This window comes from Rhodococcus globerulus NBRC 14531, from assembly GCF_001894805.1.
Taxonomy (GTDB): Bacteria; Actinomycetota; Actinomycetes; order Mycobacteriales; family Mycobacteriaceae; genus Rhodococcus_F; species Rhodococcus_F globerula.
Genome location: NZ_BCWX01000016.1, coordinates 1 through 18,264, shown reverse-complemented (window position 1 = coordinate 18,264; position 18,264 = coordinate 1). Strand labels below are relative to the sequence as shown.

Annotated in this window: 13 protein-coding genes; 7 read left to right on the top strand and 6 right to left on the bottom strand. The window is 58.9% G+C overall.

Annotated elements, in window-relative coordinates:
- The 3 genes from RG2_RS31055 to RG2_RS31045 all read right to left on the bottom strand — a co-directional run.
- A partial coding sequence (locus RG2_RS31055) for an aldehyde dehydrogenase family protein (RefSeq protein WP_072782906.1) occupies positions 1-1,394 on the bottom strand: 1,394 nt, incomplete at its 3' end.
- A gap of 673 nt (positions 1,395-2,067) precedes the next feature.
- Complete coding sequence (locus tag RG2_RS31050) at positions 2,068-2,943, bottom strand: alpha/beta fold hydrolase (protein ID WP_165826344.1); 876 nt, start codon at positions 2,941-2,943, stop codon at positions 2,068-2,070.
- A gap of 15 nt (positions 2,944-2,958) precedes the next feature.
- The gene (locus tag RG2_RS31045; RefSeq protein ID WP_051730848.1) at positions 2,959-3,432 is read right to left on the bottom strand and encodes a cupin domain-containing protein; all 474 of its coding nucleotides are present in this window, start codon (positions 3,430-3,432) and stop codon (positions 2,959-2,961) included.
- Positions 3,433-3,578: 146 nt separating this feature from the next.
- Here RG2_RS31045 and RG2_RS31040 point away from each other — a divergent pair, with 146 nt between their 5' ends.
- The 3 genes from RG2_RS31040 (at position 3,579) to RG2_RS31035 (ending at position 6,467) form a co-directional block, all read left to right on the top strand.
- Positions 3,579-4,043, top strand: coding sequence for a cupin domain-containing protein (locus RG2_RS31040; RefSeq protein WP_033237321.1), 465 nt, complete (start codon positions 3,579-3,581; stop codon positions 4,041-4,043).
- 646 nt (positions 4,044-4,689) lie between these two features.
- A complete protein-coding gene (locus RG2_RS32580) occupies positions 4,690-4,812 on the top strand; it encodes a hypothetical protein (protein ID WP_255285247.1) in 123 nt (40 codons plus the stop codon).
- Between the two features lie 788 nt (positions 4,813-5,600).
- Positions 5,601-6,467, top strand: coding sequence for an IclR family transcriptional regulator (locus RG2_RS31035; protein WP_133637933.1), 867 nt, complete (start codon positions 5,601-5,603; stop codon positions 6,465-6,467).
- A gap of 360 nt (positions 6,468-6,827) precedes the next feature.
- Here the strand turns inward: RG2_RS31035 and RG2_RS31030 are convergent, their stop codons facing one another.
- Both RG2_RS31030 and RG2_RS31025 read right to left on the bottom strand, forming a co-directional pair.
- Complete coding sequence (locus tag RG2_RS31030) at positions 6,828-8,267, bottom strand: FadR/GntR family transcriptional regulator (RefSeq protein ID WP_033237331.1); 1,440 nt, start codon at positions 8,265-8,267, stop codon at positions 6,828-6,830.
- Positions 8,268-8,446: 179 nt separating this feature from the next.
- Positions 8,447-8,839, bottom strand: a complete 393-nt coding sequence (locus RG2_RS31025; RefSeq protein ID WP_202026744.1) for a HepT-like ribonuclease domain-containing protein — start codon at positions 8,837-8,839, stop codon at positions 8,447-8,449.
- A gap of 1,481 nt (positions 8,840-10,320) precedes the next feature.
- On the opposite strand from RG2_RS31025, the gene RG2_RS31020 reads away from it, so the two are divergent.
- The 3 genes from RG2_RS31020 (at position 10,321) to RG2_RS31010 (ending at position 15,255) form a co-directional block, all read left to right on the top strand.
- Positions 10,321-13,089, top strand: a complete 2,769-nt coding sequence (locus RG2_RS31020; RefSeq protein WP_033237322.1) for a branched-chain amino acid ABC transporter permease/ATP-binding protein — start codon at positions 10,321-10,323, stop codon at positions 13,087-13,089.
- Complete coding sequence (locus RG2_RS31015; RefSeq protein WP_033237323.1) at positions 13,086-13,862, top strand: ABC transporter ATP-binding protein; 777 nt, start codon at positions 13,086-13,088, stop codon at positions 13,860-13,862. Before RG2_RS31020 ends, RG2_RS31015 begins: the two co-directional genes overlap by 4 nt.
- Positions 13,863-13,998: 136 nt before the next feature.
- Positions 13,999-15,255, top strand: coding sequence for an ABC transporter substrate-binding protein (locus RG2_RS31010; protein ID WP_033237324.1), 1,257 nt, complete (start codon positions 13,999-14,001; stop codon positions 15,253-15,255).
- Between the two features lie 278 nt (positions 15,256-15,533).
- Here RG2_RS31010 and RG2_RS31005 read toward each other — a convergent pair whose 3' ends face one another.
- Complete coding sequence (locus RG2_RS31005) at positions 15,534-16,004, bottom strand: VOC family protein (protein WP_033237325.1); 471 nt, start codon at positions 16,002-16,004, stop codon at positions 15,534-15,536.
- A gap of 600 nt (positions 16,005-16,604) precedes the next feature.
- On the opposite strand from RG2_RS31005, the gene RG2_RS30995 reads away from it, so the two are divergent.
- Positions 16,605-17,393 carry a FadR/GntR family transcriptional regulator gene (locus RG2_RS30995; protein WP_051730847.1) on the top strand — a complete coding sequence of 263 codons (789 nt, stop codon included), beginning with the start codon at positions 16,605-16,607 and terminating at the stop codon, positions 17,391-17,393.
- The last annotated feature ends 871 nt before the right edge of the window (positions 17,394-18,264 follow it).

The following is an 18,264-nucleotide window of genomic DNA, read 5'->3' as shown; positions in this document are numbered from 1 at the left end:
TCCCGGCCGATACCGCTCTGCTTGTACCCACCGAACGGTGCCGACCGGTGATTCCACATCTGATCGTTGACCTGAATGGAGCTCGCCCGCATACCCTCGGCAACCCGCTGAGCCCGCTCGACATCCGCACTCCACACACCGCCGGCGAGACCGTAGATCGTGTTGTTCGAGATCGCGACCGCGTCGGCATCGTCCTCGTAGGGCAGCACACACAGCAACGGACCGAAGATCTCCTCCTGCGGCACCGTCGAGAGGGAATCGACGTCGGTGAGCACAGTCGGCTCGACCCAGAATCCCTTCTCGAAACGGTCACTGGCTTTACCACCCAACGCAATCCGCCCGGTCTGCTTCGCGATCTCGTAGTAGCGGAGCACCGATTCGTACTGACGCTTGTTGGCGAGCGGTCCCATGTAGTTGGCGATGTCGGTGGGATCGCCCCACGGAATCTGTTGCATCGACGCGACCGCAATTTCAACTGCCTCGTCGAGTCTCGCGCGGGGCACCAGCAGCCGCGAGTAAATACCGCAGCCCTGACCGGCATGGCTGAGAGTGGTAGCAGCCACAAACGGAATCGCAGAGGTGAAGTCCGCGTCGTCGAGCAGGATCGCCGACGACTTACCACCGAGCTCGAGAGTGAGACGTTTGACCGTCGGCGCAGCCGCCGCCATGATCCGCCGACCCGTGACAGTCGATCCGGTGAACGTAACCGCATCCACCTCCGGATGGGTCGTGAGCACAGACGCCACGTCATTGTCGTCAGTACTGACGATATTGACCACACCAGCCGGAATATCGGTGTGCTCGAGCAGGATACGACCGATCTCCAACGTGTTCCACGGAGTATCCGGCGCCGGCTTGAGGACCACGGTGCACCCCGCAGCCAACGCGGGAATCAACTTCGCGATCGCCAAGAAGATGGGGTAGTTCCATGCGGTGATCGCCGCGACGACACCGGCACCCTCACGCCGCACGATGCGGTGCGCCTTCTCGTCACCGGCAACCGGGGTGATGACCCGCTCGAACTCGAACGTGTCGAGGAGATCGATGTAATGACTGATCATTTCGATCGAGCCATCGAGCGCCACGTCGTAGGTCAACGCGAGCGGCAGGCCACCCTCTGCAACCATCACCGGCCGCATCTCTTCGGCGTTCTTGCGCAGAGCGGACTGCAACTGCACCAGGCACCGCTGACGGAACTCGGTGTCCGTCGACCACGTCGTGGTGTCGAAAGCCCGCCGCGCGGCCAGGATCGCCCGCTCGACATCGGCCACACCGGCATTCGGCGAAACACCGATGACTTCTTCGTTCGCCGGGTTGACATTCTCGTAGGTGCGGCCCCCCGTCGCGGCGACCAGCGCACCGTCGATCAACATGCGGTACTCGGAATTACTCATTTGTCACTTTCCTTTGAAGATCGGATCGTTACGGCAGGGCTGGCCTCTCCCCTGGTTCGTCAGAGGCTGCTGGAGACACTCACCAAAATCCACCTGTATTACATGTAATACTTTGTATATGTAGTGAGCTCCATCACGCAAACTGTAGAACTTCCGCTCGATAAGCACAAGTACTTCAGTTGAACTCCGGCTTCCCTCCACTGGCCACACCAAAATCTCTGTCTACAAGGAATTTCCACGGCTGGTCCAGTAGTCCCACCACACATTTCGAATCGGTGCCATGCGCCCGACACCACTACGCGCTACGTCTACCGCGACGCCGTATGCCCTAGAACTGAATCTGTGCGGCCATCCTGCCGCAATCTATGAGTGCGCTTGCACGATTCGACATCGTGCGCATTGCGTCTGACTCCGAATGTCCTCGTCGCCGGCAGCGGAAGCCAGGCTGTTGTCTGGACGCTTACGTTGAACTGTCACCCGCTCGATCACTCTGGCGCACCGCCGCAGCGCTTTTCGGGTACATGTGCGCCAACCGTGAAGACGACATAGAAGCACTGAAGGTGAAAGCGATCGTCGAGCGCCGGGCAGCCCGCTTCATCTATTCCGCTCTGAGACAATTCTGCCCCGGCGGTCCGTTGGATCACCGGGGCAGAAAGATTGTCCCAGAAGGGCTTCAGAGCACTGGTGCAAGCTTCCGGTCGCGGAGCAGGTACGAGAGCACCACACTTTCAAACTCGTCTTTGCGTTCGATCATCGCCCAATGCCCACAATCGTAGAAGACGTGCAGTTCACACTTCGGGATCAGTCGCATCGGGACAAGCGAGCTGTCCATGGGCGTTACACGGTCGTCGCGGCCGAAAGTGATCAGCGTCGGCGCCTGGATCTTCGTCAGTGCTCCAACCTGTTCGGCTGCGTTCGTACCCCGATTACGCATCGCCGCCAGCGAACGGAAATTGAACAATTTCTTGATGTCAGCAAGCGCGGCCGGGTCCGATGCGGCTCTCCACCGCATCTCGACGAACTCCTCCGTCAGAATGGAGGTGTCGTACACCATGGCCTCCATCCACGTCATCAACCGCTCACGTGTCGGGTCCTCGACGAACTGCACGAGAAGCTTGATGCCTTCCGGGGGCGACGGACTGAACACAGGCAGCCCGATGCCGCCAATCGTAACGAGTCGAGTCACTCGCTCAGGATGTCTGGATGCCAGCTGTGCCGCAATGTTTCCGCCCATCGAATTACCAACGACCGGAACAGAATCGAGCGACATACCGTCGAGGAAGTCCAACACCGCCGGCAGTCCGGCAATCATCGGATTGTCCTCGCACGAATAACTCTTGCCGAATCCAGGGAAGTCGAGAACGAGCGTCCTGAAATGCTCGGCGAAGACCGGTAGATTTCCCTGGAAGTTCGCCCAGCCACTGACCCCTGGACCCGAGCCGTGCAGCAAGAGCAATGGAGGACCGTCGCCGGCCTCGTGATAGTGCAGCGGCCCTCTGGGCGTCTGCAGAGTCCTGCTCGTGCCTTCAAACGTAAATTCAGCCATCAGTCGTGTCTCCTCCTCTTAGCTCGACGGTGCTTCCAGCCAACCAAAGTCATGCCAGTACGTCTCGAGTTCGGCTACCGGCTTCGGCCAGGTCTCGATGTAGGTGACGCCTTCGGACCCGGCCGTCATCGTGTACGCAGTGCCTGCGCGGCTGAGAAAGAACTCCCCCGGACGCACTCGCACGGTCTGCCACTCGCCGTCTTCCTCGTACTCAATGCTGTACTCGCCTGCGAAGACAAAGAGCAACTCGTCCATGTTGTGATGGTGGCGAGGTACCGTAAAGTTCGGTCGCACCCGCAAAGGGTTGCGATTGAAGCGCTTCACCTGAATTGGCTTTGTGGTCACCCACATCGACCCGCCGAACGTCGCCGCGAAATCCACTGGCGCGTCGATCAGCAAACCACCGTCCTTCCAGAAGTAACTCGGCGCCACATCAAGGCCCAGAGGAATCCAATCCGCATCGTCCACCAGATCACCAAAAGTAAGTGCCATTCCGAAATAGTATGTGCGGCTGTACATCCTGTCGCCGGAGAATTCCGTTTGATGGAACGGGTCTGACGAGCACGGTCACCTGCCCCCATTCCGTCCAACGGAACCTGTTGATGACACACCCTGTCATGTTCGACAGACTCCGGAGTATGGCAATCGAATACTTCAATCTGCTGTCCGAAGAAGAGGGTTGGATCGACCTGTCGGTCGATCAGGACCTTCCCTCTTACCTCTGGAATGAAGGCGGACTCCTCGCCGATGCGCCGATCGACATGGAACAGACCTTCAAGGGCAATATGTGGGTCTCGAACAAGGTAGACAGGTCGTTCAATCTCAACGGCCTTCGGTGCGCCCCGAACTTCTCGGTGCCTCGTCACCACCACAATCTTGACGAGTTGATCATCGTATTCGAGGGTGAGTTCCATGTCGCCTGGGGCCAAGACGGCGAGGAAGGTAGCCAGACCATCGGTCCAGGCGAATTCTGGATCAGTGAGGCCGGCACCCCCTACATCATGACTGCGGGGCCTGAAGGCGTCACTTACATCGAGACCTGGCCCGAACCGATGGAGAAGCTCGAGACGTACTGGCACGACGCAGGCTGGGTACATCGCTGAGTAGCAGCCGACCGCTCCTCGATCACTTGTGAGGTTGCCGCCCTGAACTTGTTCACAACAGAGAAACAGGGCGGCAGTTTTGCATCCACGAAATCATCGGAGCAACCGCGCGGTGCTAGCGTCTCCGTCTCCATGCACTGCCTCTTCCGATCAACGGGCGAGCCGGAGCGGTAGCGGATGCATTCCAATTATCTTTCTGGAGTTACCGATTGGCGCGTGTTGCTGGGGTCACGACCTCACAGATACGCGCGCACCGCTGTTCACCGCCCGACTTTTCCAAGGCCTCGAATCTTCCTGCGTGAATGTCGAATCCGTGCCACGTGGTCGAGCGTCCGCATGATCGAACTTTCTGTGAGTCCGGTCGCTTGTTGCTCGCTGTCGAGAAAGACGTGGGCATGCAGGCAAGGTTTCCATCCCGGCAATGCCACACTCTTCACCGACCGCGAATGATCCTGAAAGTGAACTGGAGTCGCGCGCCCGGGCCTGTCGCGGCCACGGACTTTTCACGGTCAACGGACTGAGCCTTCCAGTCATGGAGTATCTGGGGCGAGCGTGGTGAGTGTCCATCCCTCGACCTCCGCCCCCGGCCAGATCACCGATCGAGCGGCAACCACTGTCTGCCTCCTGAATGCCCTCCCTGAATGCAATGGTTACGTCGACGAATTCCGACGACGCCGCACTCATGCGCGATCTTCACAGCCTTCTCGACGCCGAACTCGCCACGATCGTCCAGCTCGCCGATGATGCAAGGCACCGTTCGCGTTCATAGAAGTCGAGGTCGACCCATCCGAGGTCAGCTGTGACTCTGTATCGTTCAACGAGTATCGCTGCGCCACTTACTTTTTGATGCTCAGTCGATTTCGAGGCCAGGCGCGGCCGCGCCACCTTGGTAAATTCCGAAGGCCGCGCACTCCGCAGCGGTCAGCATGGTCCACCTGTTTCCAATGCAGCGAAACGATCCCGACCACCCAAGATCCGGACCGTTGTACGCTCACTGTTGCGGCATTTCGCCGGCTTCCCAGGCCACGGCCGTTCCGGCTTCCCAGGCCACGGCCGTTCCGGCTTCCCAGGCCACGGCCGTTCCGGCTTCCCAGGCCGCTGCCGTTCCGGCTTCCCAGGCCGCTGCCGTTCGCCGAAGTTCGTGTCGACCTCATGACACTTGTGTCACGAGGAGCTTAGTTCGGCTTGTCAGCAATTTGCAGGATCGAAGGCAGCGGACAGCGCCACCGGAGCGAACTTTTTTGCTATTACTACCGATCTACGGGGTTGATCCACCGCCAATTTCCGTTCTCGGCCGGCTCACAACACCTCCCGATCAGTGCACGGCCGAGGTTGACCACCCGTTGCGTGCGTGACTCCCACCAGGCAATTACTGCGCCTACGCGGGCGATTTAGCTGATTCGACACGCGGGGGTTGACATGCGCGCTCGTTGATGTGACCCTGATTACAGGAATAAAGGACACTAATTTAGAAAACATTCCGGGATGTGCGCATGCAATCCTAGATTTGGACCGAATTAAGTGTCTATTAGTAGCCTGAATTGGGAGGTGGCAGCCGTGACATCGAGTTTGACGCAGTGCACGTCGATTTTGCCGATGGAATCAGTGGTCGATTCCATGGACGAGTACATATCGTCTATGGAGGTCGATCATGTCGGAACTGACGTCCGACTCCGACCCGAACGCACCGTGATGGGAAGGGTCGCTGCCATCATGGGGGCGTTCAACGGCAAACAGCAGGTGCTCGGTCTCGGCGATCTCAGTGAGAGCACTGGGCTGCCGAAATCGACGTTGCATCGACTTGCTGATCAACTGTGCCAAGTGGGATGGATCGAACGGGATCCTGACGGCTACCGCATCGGCATTCGCATGTTCGAGCTGGGAAGTCTTGCTGTCGAAGGAAACCAACTCTACGAAGCCGCGATTCCACATCTGCAAGCCCTCGCAGCCAAGACCGGAATGTCCACACAACTCGGCATTCTCGATCAGTCCGAGGTCGTATATCTCGAACGTATCGCGGTAGGCGCAGTCCGTTTGCCGACGCGACGCGGCGGACGAAATCCCGCGTACTGCACCGCATTAGGCAAGGCCATGACCGCCTTCGACGACGACGCCGTCCGCACAGTAACCTCCTCGCCCATGCTTAGGCGGACGGCGAATACGATCACGGACCCCGCAGCGCTACGGACCGAGCTCAGCCAAGTGCGCAGGGTCGGAATAGCGTTCGATCGTGGCGAGATCTACCAAGATTTCGTGTGTGTTTCCGCGCCGATCCGTAGCTCCGGAAACGTGATCGGAGCCGTTTCCGTTACCGCGCCGGCGGGCCGAATGAGATGGGGCATAGCGACCGAAGCAGTTCGGAGCACCGCCGCCGCGATCTGGAATGCAACCCACAGACTCGGCGGAGCAAGCACCCGATTGTAGTAACTTTTCGATGTGTCCACACGAGCATAACCGCCGTACCGGCCCCGAAGTGCTTCCGAATCTCTATGTAAAACCCGGACTCTGAGCACTTCGAGGCATCAGATCCCGCGCCGACGACTACCTGACCGACTCTCGGAGTCGGGTGGTCGTCAGCTCGAATTTCGACGGAATGTCGGAATTCACGACATTTCGAAAGGCAACCCGGCCGTGAGAATACCCAGGTGCGCCGGTCGAAGAGTCCCTCGGCTGAGACACCTCGACTGATCTGCCCAAGTTCGTTGCGACTCGTCGATCATCACCGCGGCGAGTATTGGAACTCGCCCCGTAAATTCGTCCTCGATCAGGTAGACGTTCCCAAACCTAGTGCCACCACGTGGTGAGCTCCTGTAGGTGGCGCCGCATGCGATGCTGAGCGAGCCCATCGTCCCCAAGGAGGATTGCCTCGAGGATCTTGTCGTGGGTGCACCGGACCTGCACCTCGACGGCCGGAGTCATGGACTCTTCGGAGCGACTCTGGCGGGTCCAGAGGTCGGTGATGACGCGCAAAAACAGTGTCAGAACCGGGTTGTCGGCAAGGTCTGCAACCTCGGTATGGAACATGTCGCCGGCGTCACCGTGCACAGTGGTGTGGTCAAGTGCAGCACGTAACCGCGAAGCTACATCGGGAGCAGTTGCGACGGCGGTGACGGTCTGGATGCACCCCAACTCGATCACTTCACGAACCAGGTGGAGGTGGTCGGGGCTCATACCCTCGAAATCGAGATAGAGAGCGATCGCACGAATACTGGCCGTTGGGTCGGGAGCCAGGACGACCAGTCCGCCGCCAGGTCCGCGGCGCATCCGAGCAACGCTGTGGTGTTCGAGGATCCGAATCGCTTCACGCAGGACCGCACGGCTAACCTCGTAGCGCGCCAAAAGATCTGGCTCCGATCCGAAGACCTCACCGATCTGCCAGCCGTCGCTGGTGATGTCGTCATGGATACGGCCGGCAATAACCTCGGCAAGTTTGGTGCCTTTTGTGGCGTTCGGGTTAGGGTCGCTGGGTCGAGTCCGCATGCGATGCGATGGACGTCGGATCCGGTTGGCCAGCATCCACTCCTCGATCTCTTCGAGATGGGCGCTTAGTTGGCTCTCCGAGGCTGCGGCGTCACCTGCGATTACCGCGTCTACGATTTGGACGTGCCGCGCGATGGCAACAGCCTTAGCCGCGGCCCCCGCCTCCCTCGACGTTGGCCCCCAGGCGCGAATGTAGCGGGACGTCAGCAGCATCACAACCTCGATGAACAGCTGCAGCACCGCGTTGCCGGACAGGCTTCCGAGCAAAATGTGAAACTCGTCGTCGAAGGACCAGTTCGGATCACCGATCTGCTCCTGCTCTTTCCCAACGATCGACCGCAATCGATCAATACCGTCCTCGGTGATCGCCCCCGCTGCCAACCGAGCTGCGAGCGGCTCGAGTAGCAATCGGGCGTGGAGCAGATCTTCGACGCTCACGCCTATGTACTCCAGGTAGATCACCAACGCACGCATGGACGCCGATGCGTTCGGGGCGCACACCACCAGCCCTCCGCCTGGACCGCTACGCATCCGCGCGACCGAATGGTGCTCGAGCAGCCGAATCGCTTCTCTCAGAACCGACCGAGACACTCCAAAGCGCTCCAGCAACTCGGGCTCCGAACCCAAGACCTCACCGACCGGCCATTTCCGGACGATGATCTCATCCTCGAGCTGCCGGGCAACCTGTGACGCGAGCTTCTCCGGACCCACCGACCATGTCTCTGTATCTTCCGCACTCGTCATCAAGCCGGTCGCTCCCAATCCCCAAGAAACACGGATCTCGAACACCGAGATCTTTGAATGTTCATTACGATACTGAGATCCGTGACCCGATAGAGTGTTCCCTACCTACGCTACCTATCAGCATGCTGAAGTCACCAAGATCCAATCGAGAATTGGCTCGCCAGGCCTCGACAACACATTCACGCAGAAGCGTTGGCCTCGATCCAGCGAGTGACCTGCTGCACGTACTCCTCATATCCGGAAGTCGCCGCGGACACGACCGCGGCGACTTCCTCGGGTTCGGTGTCCATGTACAGCTGGAGAAGAACGTTGTGCGGGCCTTCCGGAGGCACTAGAGCGGTTGCTAACTCCGCGTCGATCATCCCGGCCTTCTCGGCCGCACCGAACGAATCTGCCGATTTCTGCGGCACTTCACCCAGCACGCTTTCCAATACATGATTGTTGATCGCAACCGCCAATTCGACCAGTAGCGCCAGGATCCGTTCAAGGACAAGCCCTATCGCCGGATCGATTTCCAGTCGCTCGCGGTCCAACGAACCGACGCCGACGAGCTGTCCGACCGCTCTGCGCATCGTGATCAGTCTGTGTTCCACAAATCCCCGGTCCAGGCGAGGCTGTACCGCTCGACTATTTTGATTCGCGGACTGTCGCGGCTTCCAATCTGCCACGACAGCAAGCGCATTCATCATGCTCGTCGACTCTTCACTCGAACTGATCACCTATACATAGTCCCATACTCTCACGCCTCCGAAGCCTAGATCGACCTGTCGCTTGATGAAGCACTGTAAGCGCCTCCACCGAACCGACTGACCAAGTCAACCAGTTTCAGAGCTGAGCCATCACCTATGGTTCCGCCTGACGGAACAGACAGTAGACAACCGGGATATCAAGGCGGAGAGTCAATTTCCATGCAGTAATATCGGCTGTATTCGGCAACAACACCAGAGGTGAACTCGCTCAACGATCGAGTCGTCGATGCCGCTCTGTCAAAGCTGTTCCAACCAAGTTGGAGAGCATCCGCCCAGCCTGGGACTCGGCCGATCTCCATCGGGACACCAATCGGCCGGAAGAGCCAGTGACGCCACATCCCTGGGCGTGCGCAGCGAAACGTCAACGTCAACGAAGCATCGGCAATCGTGCATACGAGGGTAAGAAACTGGACCTAAATCACTGCCTTTCAGTTCTACATTAGATGTTCGAATGATTCTGGTGTACAACAATTTTCGGTTTCACCTGCGGACAAATCGCCCACGTAATGCGCCGCATCAGCCTGACCCCGAAAGCGCCTCGGACCCATCGTCACAGCCACCAGAACGGTCCACTAGACACGCCGGCCTGAATCTGTCGCAAAACCTGACACCTCCGACATCTCCCACACCTCATTGGGGCGACCTCCGAGGACATTTGCACTCAGGCGAAAACTTTCATCCCTAGCGCGCGTCGCCCGAGTGTGCCAATCCGCCCGCACGAGATCGCGATGCCACGCCACGTCACAGAGAGCATCTACCGCACCGAAGCCGACTTCGCTACAACCAACAAGGCAGCAAAGACCCTTGCCACCTTCATTCGATTAGGGCGGTGTTGAATTCGACGTGTCAGAAGGCAGCAAATAGTTCGATATCTAAGTTATCTATATCTTTACTCATCGCTGTCCAGTAATTGAGCTGGAGATTTTCCACTCAGCGCTCCTCGAACAGTAGCAGCTCCGGCAGTTCAACTGACATCGGTAAGTAGTACAAATCCGTTGCGCTGCAAGTACTTATTCGACATCACTACAACAGGCCGCACGGGCGGTTCGGGCACGACTCCCACCACAAGACGACCGACGACGCACTTGCGACCAACCCGGCCGAACCGAAACTTCACCCACTTAGTGACGTACATCATCATGTTGTGTCATAGTAGAAACCTGACTTAGTGACCTAAGTCTCTCGGGAGATGTCAACGCGGAGGTCAGAGGCCGTCGCGGCGACTAGCTAACTGACCCTGAGGTCATCCTCAACTGATCCGACAGCAGCAGCCACTCTTCCCTTTCTAGCGAAAGACCCAAGTGATGACCCAAGATCTCCAGTTCCTGCTCCTCGGGCTGGGTAACGGCGCTGTCTACGCAGCGCTCGCCCTGGCATTGGTCATGACCTACCGAAGCTCGGGCGTAGTGAACTTCGCGACCGGCGCTATCGCGCTTTACGTCGCCTATACGTACGCCTACCTACGCAGCGGCGAACTCCTGATCCCGATACCTGGCCTGCCCAAAACCCTGGATCTGGGTGGCCCGATAGGACTGATCCCAGCGATGGGCATAGCAATGGCCATCGCCGCAGCCCTAGGCGTGCTGATGTACTTCGCAGTATTCAGGCTGCTCAGGACCGCGCCGGCCACCGCCAAGGCCGTAGCCTCGATCGCTCTGATGCTTGCCGTTCAGGCTCTCTTGGCGGCGAGGGTCGGCACAACTCCGGTCTCGGTGAAAGCCATCCTGCCTACAAATGTCATGAAATTCGGCGGCATTCGTATACCGGCAGACCGAATCTGGTTCGCCGCCATCATCATCGTTCTGACCATCCTGCTCGTGCTCGCTTTCCGATTGACCCGATTCGGACTGGCAACCCGAGCGGCTGCCGAATCGGAGAAAGGCGCGATCGTCACCGGGCTCTCCCCCGAACGAATCGCCTACGCCAACTGGGCATTGAGCACCATGATCGCCGGGCTCAGCGGCATCCTCATCGCCCCGATCGTGCCGCTCATCCCGATCTCTTACACAATGTTCATCGTCCCGGCCCTCGCCGCGGCGTTAGTCGGAAACTTCAATTCCATCGGACCAGCCGTGGCTGCCGGACTCGGAATCGGTGTGCTCCAGTCGGAGATGACCCACCTGCAGGCAACGGTGAGCTGGCTACCACAAGCGGGAATGGCCGAGTTGATTCCGCTGATCCTGATCCTCATTTTTCTCGTCTTCCGCGGACGACCGCTCCCCACACGTGGTGCGATCATCCAGAACACCCTTGGCGCCGCGCCACGGCCCAAGAACTTGGTGATCCCCACAGTCACCTTCACCGTGATCGCGCTAGGATTTCTCGTCTTCACTCACGGCAGCTACCGCGGTGCGGTGATCTTGACGTTCACCCTCGCGGTCATCGCCATCTCACAGGTGGTGGTCACCGGATTCGCAGGACAAATATCGTTGGCGCAGTTAGCGCTTGCCGGAGTGGCCGCATTCATGCTCAGCCGCTTCACCACGGAGTGGGGAATCCCCTTCCCCATTGCCCCCGTCCTCGCAGCACTGGTGGCGATGGTGATCGGGGTAGTCGTCGGCCTGCCGGCACTACGCATCCGAGGACTACCCGTCGCGGTGGTGACGTTGAGCCTCGCAGTGTTTCTCGAGATGTTCTGGTTCCGCAACAACAAGTTGAACGGTGGAGTCAACGGAGCACGCGTCGACGACCCGTCGCTGTTCGGCATCGATCTCGGGATCGGATCCGGCGACTCCTATCCAAAAATCTCCTTCGGCATTCTCTGCCTCGCAGTACTGGTGATCATCGCCGTCGGTACGGCAAAACTACGAACCAGTCGACTCGGTGCATCAATGCTCGCGGTACGTGCAAACGAGCGATCTGCTGCCGCCTCCGGCATCAACGTTTCCCGCACGAAACTGATTGCCTTCGCGATCGGCGCGTTCATCGCCGGTCTCGGCGGGTCCTTGATGGCGTACCAACAAACCATGGCCGTTCCTGAATCCTTCTCTGCCATGGGCGGAATCGCGATGTTCGCAGTCGCCTACCTGGCAGGTGTCACCTGCGTCTCCGGCGGAATACTCGCCGGAGTCATGGGAGCCGGCGGAATAATGTTCATCTTCCTCGACCGCGTCGCCAACGTCGGTAGCTACTACGCAGTGATCACCGGGGTTCTCCTGGTTATCACCGTCATCATGAATCCAGAAGGAATCATCTCCGAAGTGCACAAGACGGTCGACTACCTGCGCCGCAAGATCACCCCCGCAACTACCGACCCAGAATCCGAGCACATCGAGTTCGAGTTGGACAGCACAACCCCGTACCTCGGCACTGCCCGTCCGATCGGTGACGTCGTCCTCTCCAGCCACGAAATCGGTGTCCGATATGGCGGCATCACCGCACTCGACGACGTCTCATTCGATGTCCGTGACGGCGAGATCATCGGCCTGATCGGCCCCAACGGAGCCGGCAAGACCACCTTTATCGATGCGATCAGCGGCTTCGCCGACGCCACCGGCAGTGTCACAATCGGCGACCTGAATCTCAACGGCAAGAGGGCTTTTCAACGCAGTCGCTCCGGACTCGGGCGCACCTTCCAAGGCATCGAGTTGTACGACGATCTCTCGGTCCGCGAAAACGTCTCCGTCGGCACAACTGCGTCACACCACCGAGGACCGGACAATCCGCCACTCGATTCCGCTGGCCTCGACGAACTATTCGAACTACTACACCTGAGCTCGGTCGCGGACCGACCGGTCAAGGAACTCTCTCAAGGACAACGCCAGTTGGTCTCGGTTGCCCGCGCTCTCGCCGGCCGGCCGCGCGTCGTACTGCTGGACGAACCTGCTGCCGGACTGGGCAGCACCGAAAGCATGTGGCTGGGGAATCGACTACGGGCCGTACGTGATTCAGGCCTGACGGTCGTCATGGTCGATCACGATATGGAGCTGGTCTTGGAAGTCTGCGACCGGATTGTCGTTCTCGATCTGGGTAAAGTCATCGCAATCGGCACTCCGGAAGAAATACGCAAGGACCCCGCAGTTACCCGGGCCTACCTCGGCGCGACGCACACCGGACAGGAGCTGAACGCATGACCGCGGTCTTGAAGTGCACCGATATGGATGCCGGCTATTCGCAGGGCCGACCCTGCGTTCGCGATTTCGATCTAGAATTACGTGAAGGCGAAATCCTCGCGCTCCTCGGACCGAACGGCGCAGGCAAGACAACTATGCTGCTCACGCTGGCAGGTTTGTTGCCCAGTCTCGGTGGCACGGTGGAGATCACCGGCCATCACGTCAAGTCCGGGCACGCACGCAGCGCATCCGACGCCGGGCTGGTGTTCGTCCCCGACGACCGCGCACTGTTCACCACCCTGACCGTGGAAGAGAACCTTCGACTGGCAGTGAAATCACGACGCGACTGGGCCGCATCGCGAGAGAAGATTCTCGGCTACTTTCCAGAGCTGGACAAGCGACTGAAAGTGCACGCCGGCGCACTCTCTGGTGGCGAACAGCAAATGCTTGCCATCGGGCGCGCGCTGATTCAACACCCGAAAGTTCTTCTCATCGACGAGCTGAGCATGGGTTTGGCACCTGTTATCGTCGAACGGCTTCTCCCGGTATTGCGGACAGTCGCCGATGCCACCGGAACTGCCGTCATACTCGTCGAGCAGCACGTGCAGCTCGCACTGACGGTGGCCGACACAGCACTCGTCCTGCGCCACGGTGACAACGTCTTGCAAGGGGATGCCGCCGAACTTGCGGCACACCCTCACCTGATCGAAGACGCATATCTGGGCGCAAACGAACGTCCGCGCACGGAAGCAGTAGAGACCGTGGACGCCGTTGAACAGAGCACGATCATCTGACACAGGGCTGACGAATACGCCGCTACGAGCAGGCATATCGAAACCCGGTGCGCTTCTGCCGTCTCCATCCACTTCACCCGGTCCGCCATGGCTTCAACGGCGGCCGATGTTATCCACCCCAACAGAAGGACCACCGATGAAACCCTCGAACGGCCTGCATGTTTCAAAGATAGTGGCGGCGTCCATTGCCGTCGTTGCGATGACAGCAATGACTGCTTGTAGCAGCGAGAGCGCAGGCGATACCTCCGACTCCTCATCGTCCTCCTCTTCGGCAGATCTACCCGCCGGCGCATTCCCCGGTATCGCCGCCACAGGCACACCTGTAAAGATCGGGTTCATCAATAACGAAAATGGGCAGGCTGTTTCACAGCCCGAAAACCGGGAAGCCGCCGAAGCTGCCGCAAAATATGCAAACGAGCAGCTCGGTGGCATCGGTGGCCGCCCTGTCGAATTGGTCATCTGCAAACAACAAGAAGAACCTGTCTCTGCACGCGATTGCGCAAACCAGATGGTCGAAGCAAAGGTATCCGCGGTGGTACTCCCCAGCAGTGGCCTCGGCCAGATCATCGCACCCATCATCACTTCAGCAGGGATCCCCTACGTCGCCGCACTCGGTGGCAGCGCCGTCGAGACCACTGGCGACGGCGCGTACATGTGGACCGCAGGTTCCAACACTTCCCAGGCCATGGCTCAATACGCCGGAGAGAAAGGGATGAAAAATGTTGTCGCATATACGATTGATCTTCCCGCGGCAACCGGATCTCTCGAACAGATCGGCGTACCCGCATTCGCCGCCAACGGCGCAAATCTGAAGATCATCCCCATCCCCTTCGGAACCCCCGACGCCACTCCACAGGTCAATGCGGGGCTCGACAGTAACCCGGACGGTATCGTCGTCTACGGCGAGTCAACGATCTGCACTTCCATCCTGAAAGCACTGAACACATTGGGCTCGACCACCGAGACCATGGCAGTTCAATCCTGCGCCAACGCGGACGTTGTCGACGCCGTCGGCGCCGCCATGGAGGGCACTAAGATCATCGGATCCGCGGACACAGTCTCCAACTCCCCCGAAAGCGTTCTGTATCGGGAAGTTATGAAAAAGTACTCACCCAACACTCCCGTCGAGGGTTACGCCGTGACCGGCTATCAGGGAATGCTCGGCCTGATTCGTGCCACCAAGTCTGTCACCGGTACCGATACGTCGCCGGCAGCACTAGACGCGGCAATCCGTTCCGCCAAGGACATCCCGCTGCCCGCCGGCGCAGGGCTGACCTTCACGTGCGACGGACAAGCAATCGCCGGATTCAAAGCCGTATGCGGCAACGGTCTTATCGTCTTGACCATGAAAGACGGTGTGCAAACCGACCCGACTACGGTAATCATCAAGTAACGCCGGAGTCGCCACACCGAATTTCCGGTAGATCGAAGGAAGCTGCTATCTCTGCTCTGTGTGGCAGAGATAGCAGCTGCGTTTACCCATCCGGCGATCAGCGATCAGTGCGGCGAAAATTTACAGGACTGACTATCCGGATCGTGGAGCACCGCGGGCGAGAGTTGCGATCACGTCCACTTAGCAATGGCCGCAACCAATTCCGACGTAGAAGCCGGGCAAAAAACAACCGACGTGTGCGAAGTTGTGAACCCCACACACGTCGGTGTCTTTCTGAACTAGGACGACAACTTTCCAGTCTCGAAGTAGCGGTCCAACACAGGCTTGAGATTCCGGCTGACAATCTCGATGCGTGGACCGGACGGACTGCAGTGATAGGCCCAATACGCAGTGCCGTCCGGCCAGTTGCCTACCGCCTCGACTGCGTAGCCTCGCCGCGTCAGTTCGGCGGACTCCGCACTGACATCGTCCACCCAATAGCCCAGATGGTGAATGCCAGAACCCTCAGTGGGAGTCCACACTGAGCCTGGAACACTCTGAACGATCTCCATTCGCGGTTCGGACAGTGAATACCAGGCTTTGAGCTCGACAGTTGTATCGACGGTCGTATCGCCGCTGGGCACGGTAACCGTAGTCGGGCCTCCCATCATTTCGCCCCATTCGTAGCCGAAGAGTTCCGAGAGCTCGAGCATCTTCGCTTCTGGATCATCAGTGACGATAGCGATGTGGTACTGATCTGCAGCCTTCATTCGATCACCTGAAATGGGGTGAACATACAATCTCCATTCTCTGCCACAGGTCCACCACTCACGAGAACATCAATGTAGGTGGTTGCCTGGACATACTCGACCTGGTTGGCGCGACATATTTCGGTGACGATGCACTCACGGCGTAGTGCAGCGAAGTTAGGTCTCGTTTGGAGAACGTGGCACCAAGACGACCTAACTGAACCGAATAGTACTGCAATAAAATAGATTTCGATGGAAGTTCGTAACAAGCGCCCTTTTGCACCAATACGCGCATCACTCATGCGAACGGGAATCCTGCCCACCACTGCCGGTAGGTCACCGACCGCTTCTCCCCCGAGATCCGCCTCGACAATGGTCAACTCACCCCGGACAGCATCGGGAACGGCGCCCGCGTTTGCGAGGAACATCTACATCCCACTAGCTCACTACATAGTTACATTTCTACAACTCAGAGGAGCTGAGGCCGATCCGTTCGTCGCGATACCAGGGCGGCAATTGATCTCATCATCATCCGTTGTGAACCCGATCAAGCACTTCGGGGTGCTTTACTAGGTATATGAAGTTGCTCCAGACCAAAGGCGAGGTAGACCAGTGACTGACATGACCGAGGCTCCGGCGTTCAACCTGCTCAGCACAACAGGGCGACCGGTCCGTACGCCGAAGACAGCCGAACTCGTTGCCGGCAAGCTCCGTCGCATGATCGTCGAAGGAAAACTGGTCGACGGCGATCACCTGCCCCACGAAGCAGAACTGATGGAACACTTCTCGGTCAGTCGACCGACTCTCCGCGAAGCCGTCCGAGTCCTCGAAGCAGAACGTCTCGTCGAGGTCCGTCGCGGATCACGTACCGGCGCCCGGGTCTGCGTGCCCGGACCGGAGATAGTGGCCCGCCCTGCATCATTACTCCTCGAACTCTCGGGGGCAACGGTTTCCGACGTGCTCGTCGCCCGCGAAGCTATCGAACCCGCCGCAGCCGGCCTTCTTGCGGTGAGCGGGACAGAGGCTGCGTTCGACGAACTCGAGCGATTCGTCGACGAGGATATCCCCGCTGGATATGCGGCCGACGACTTCGGCAGTGCTGCTGCACGTTTCCACCTCCTCATGGTTCAACTATCGGGAAATGCCACCCTTGCCCTGACCGCTGGCATGCTTCACGAGATCGTAGAACGCCACACTGTTTCCGTCGCGCTCGAGCGCAGTCGCAATGACGTCGAGACATATCAGGCAAACTACAAGTTGTTCGTACGGTCACAACGGCGACTGATCAAGCTTCTACGTGCACGTGACGAAGCCGGTGCGATAGCCCATTGGAAGAAACACATGGGTGTCGCACGTTCGATAATGCCGGCGGATCACCTGAGCGCCCAGGTTCGAGACATACTCCACTGAGTCTGTGGGCGCTGGCGCCCTGGAGAATCGCTCCTGCGGATGTCTTGCCAACATCACACTGTGCGAGCGCAGCGAATTCGATTCCGACACCCCATTCGGACCATTCACCGAGACGTGAACCGACACTTGGGTGTTCCTTCCAGATCCTTGTCGATCGTCAGGGGCGGCGAGAGTATCGTCACCCCTGACGATCATGGTCGTTTCGGCCCTCGACGTAAAACTCGCTGCCATCGTCGAACGAATATCACCGATACAGAGCGAATCCCTTGCCGAGGTTTGTTCAGCTGCATACCTAGCGCTCCGGCAACGGGGCCATAACTTTCAATTCACGCGCTGCAATCTCATCGGGATCTTCTACCCGAGAAACGTGTAGCCCCATTCCGGCAGTCCGTCCGTCGAGGTTGGTTACCGTGCTCGGTACCCAGTTGTAGACGTAACGCCACGTCCCATAGCGCAACCGCAACATTGCGACTCGGACTTCGGCCCCGGTGACGTCATCACGCTGCTATTTCCCGCACCAAATCAGCGGCCCCGTCGTCGTTGACCACCAGCGCGTACGACGTGGTGTCGCGACGTTGGTCCGACGCGCCAGATCTCGACCCCGATGCGAGGAGTCGATCTACTAATAGCGGGACCACCAGCAGCACAAAGAGGAATGATGCGTGTCCAAATCTCTTGTGTGCAGAGAATCCAAAGCCGCCTGCGAGCAAAAACGTGGATGGACGAAGTGGGACTTGCGCCACCCCGCAACACGACCTAGAGTTCATGTGGTCGAGATCACTGAGTAAACGAAGTAAAAGATGTAACCGTCGGGAGTCGGTAGGTGCCAGGAATGCATTCAGGTGTCGGCGCTGACGGACTGGATGTGGCC

Coding starts and splice junctions, on each gene's coding strand:
- RG2_RS31005 (WP_033237325.1), bottom strand. CDS start 16,004: ATGAAGGCTGCAGATCAGTACCACATCGCTATCGTCACTGATGATCCA.
- RG2_RS31015 (WP_033237323.1), top strand. CDS start 13,086: ATGACCGCGGTCTTGAAGTGCACCGATATGGATGCCGGCTATTCGCAG.
- RG2_RS30995 (WP_051730847.1), top strand. CDS start 16,605: ATGACCGAGGCTCCGGCGTTCAACCTGCTCAGCACAACAGGGCGACCG.
- RG2_RS31030 (WP_033237331.1), bottom strand. CDS start 8,267: ATGACGAGTGCGGAAGATACAGAGACATGGTCGGTGGGTCCGGAGAAG.
- RG2_RS31020 (WP_033237322.1), top strand. CDS start 10,321: ATGACCCAAGATCTCCAGTTCCTGCTCCTCGGGCTGGGTAACGGCGCT.
- RG2_RS31025 (WP_202026744.1), bottom strand. CDS start 8,839: ATGCGCAGAGCGGTCGGACAGCTCGTCGGCGTCGGTTCGTTGGACCGC.
- RG2_RS32580 (WP_255285247.1), top strand. CDS start 4,690: ATGGTTACGTCGACGAATTCCGACGACGCCGCACTCATGCGCGATCTT.
- RG2_RS31010 (WP_033237324.1), top strand. CDS start 13,999: ATGAAACCCTCGAACGGCCTGCATGTTTCAAAGATAGTGGCGGCGTCC.
- RG2_RS31040 (WP_033237321.1), top strand. CDS start 3,579: ATGGCAATCGAATACTTCAATCTGCTGTCCGAAGAAGAGGGTTGGATC.
- RG2_RS31045 (WP_051730848.1), bottom strand. CDS start 3,432: ATGGCACTTACTTTTGGTGATCTGGTGGACGATGCGGATTGGATTCCT.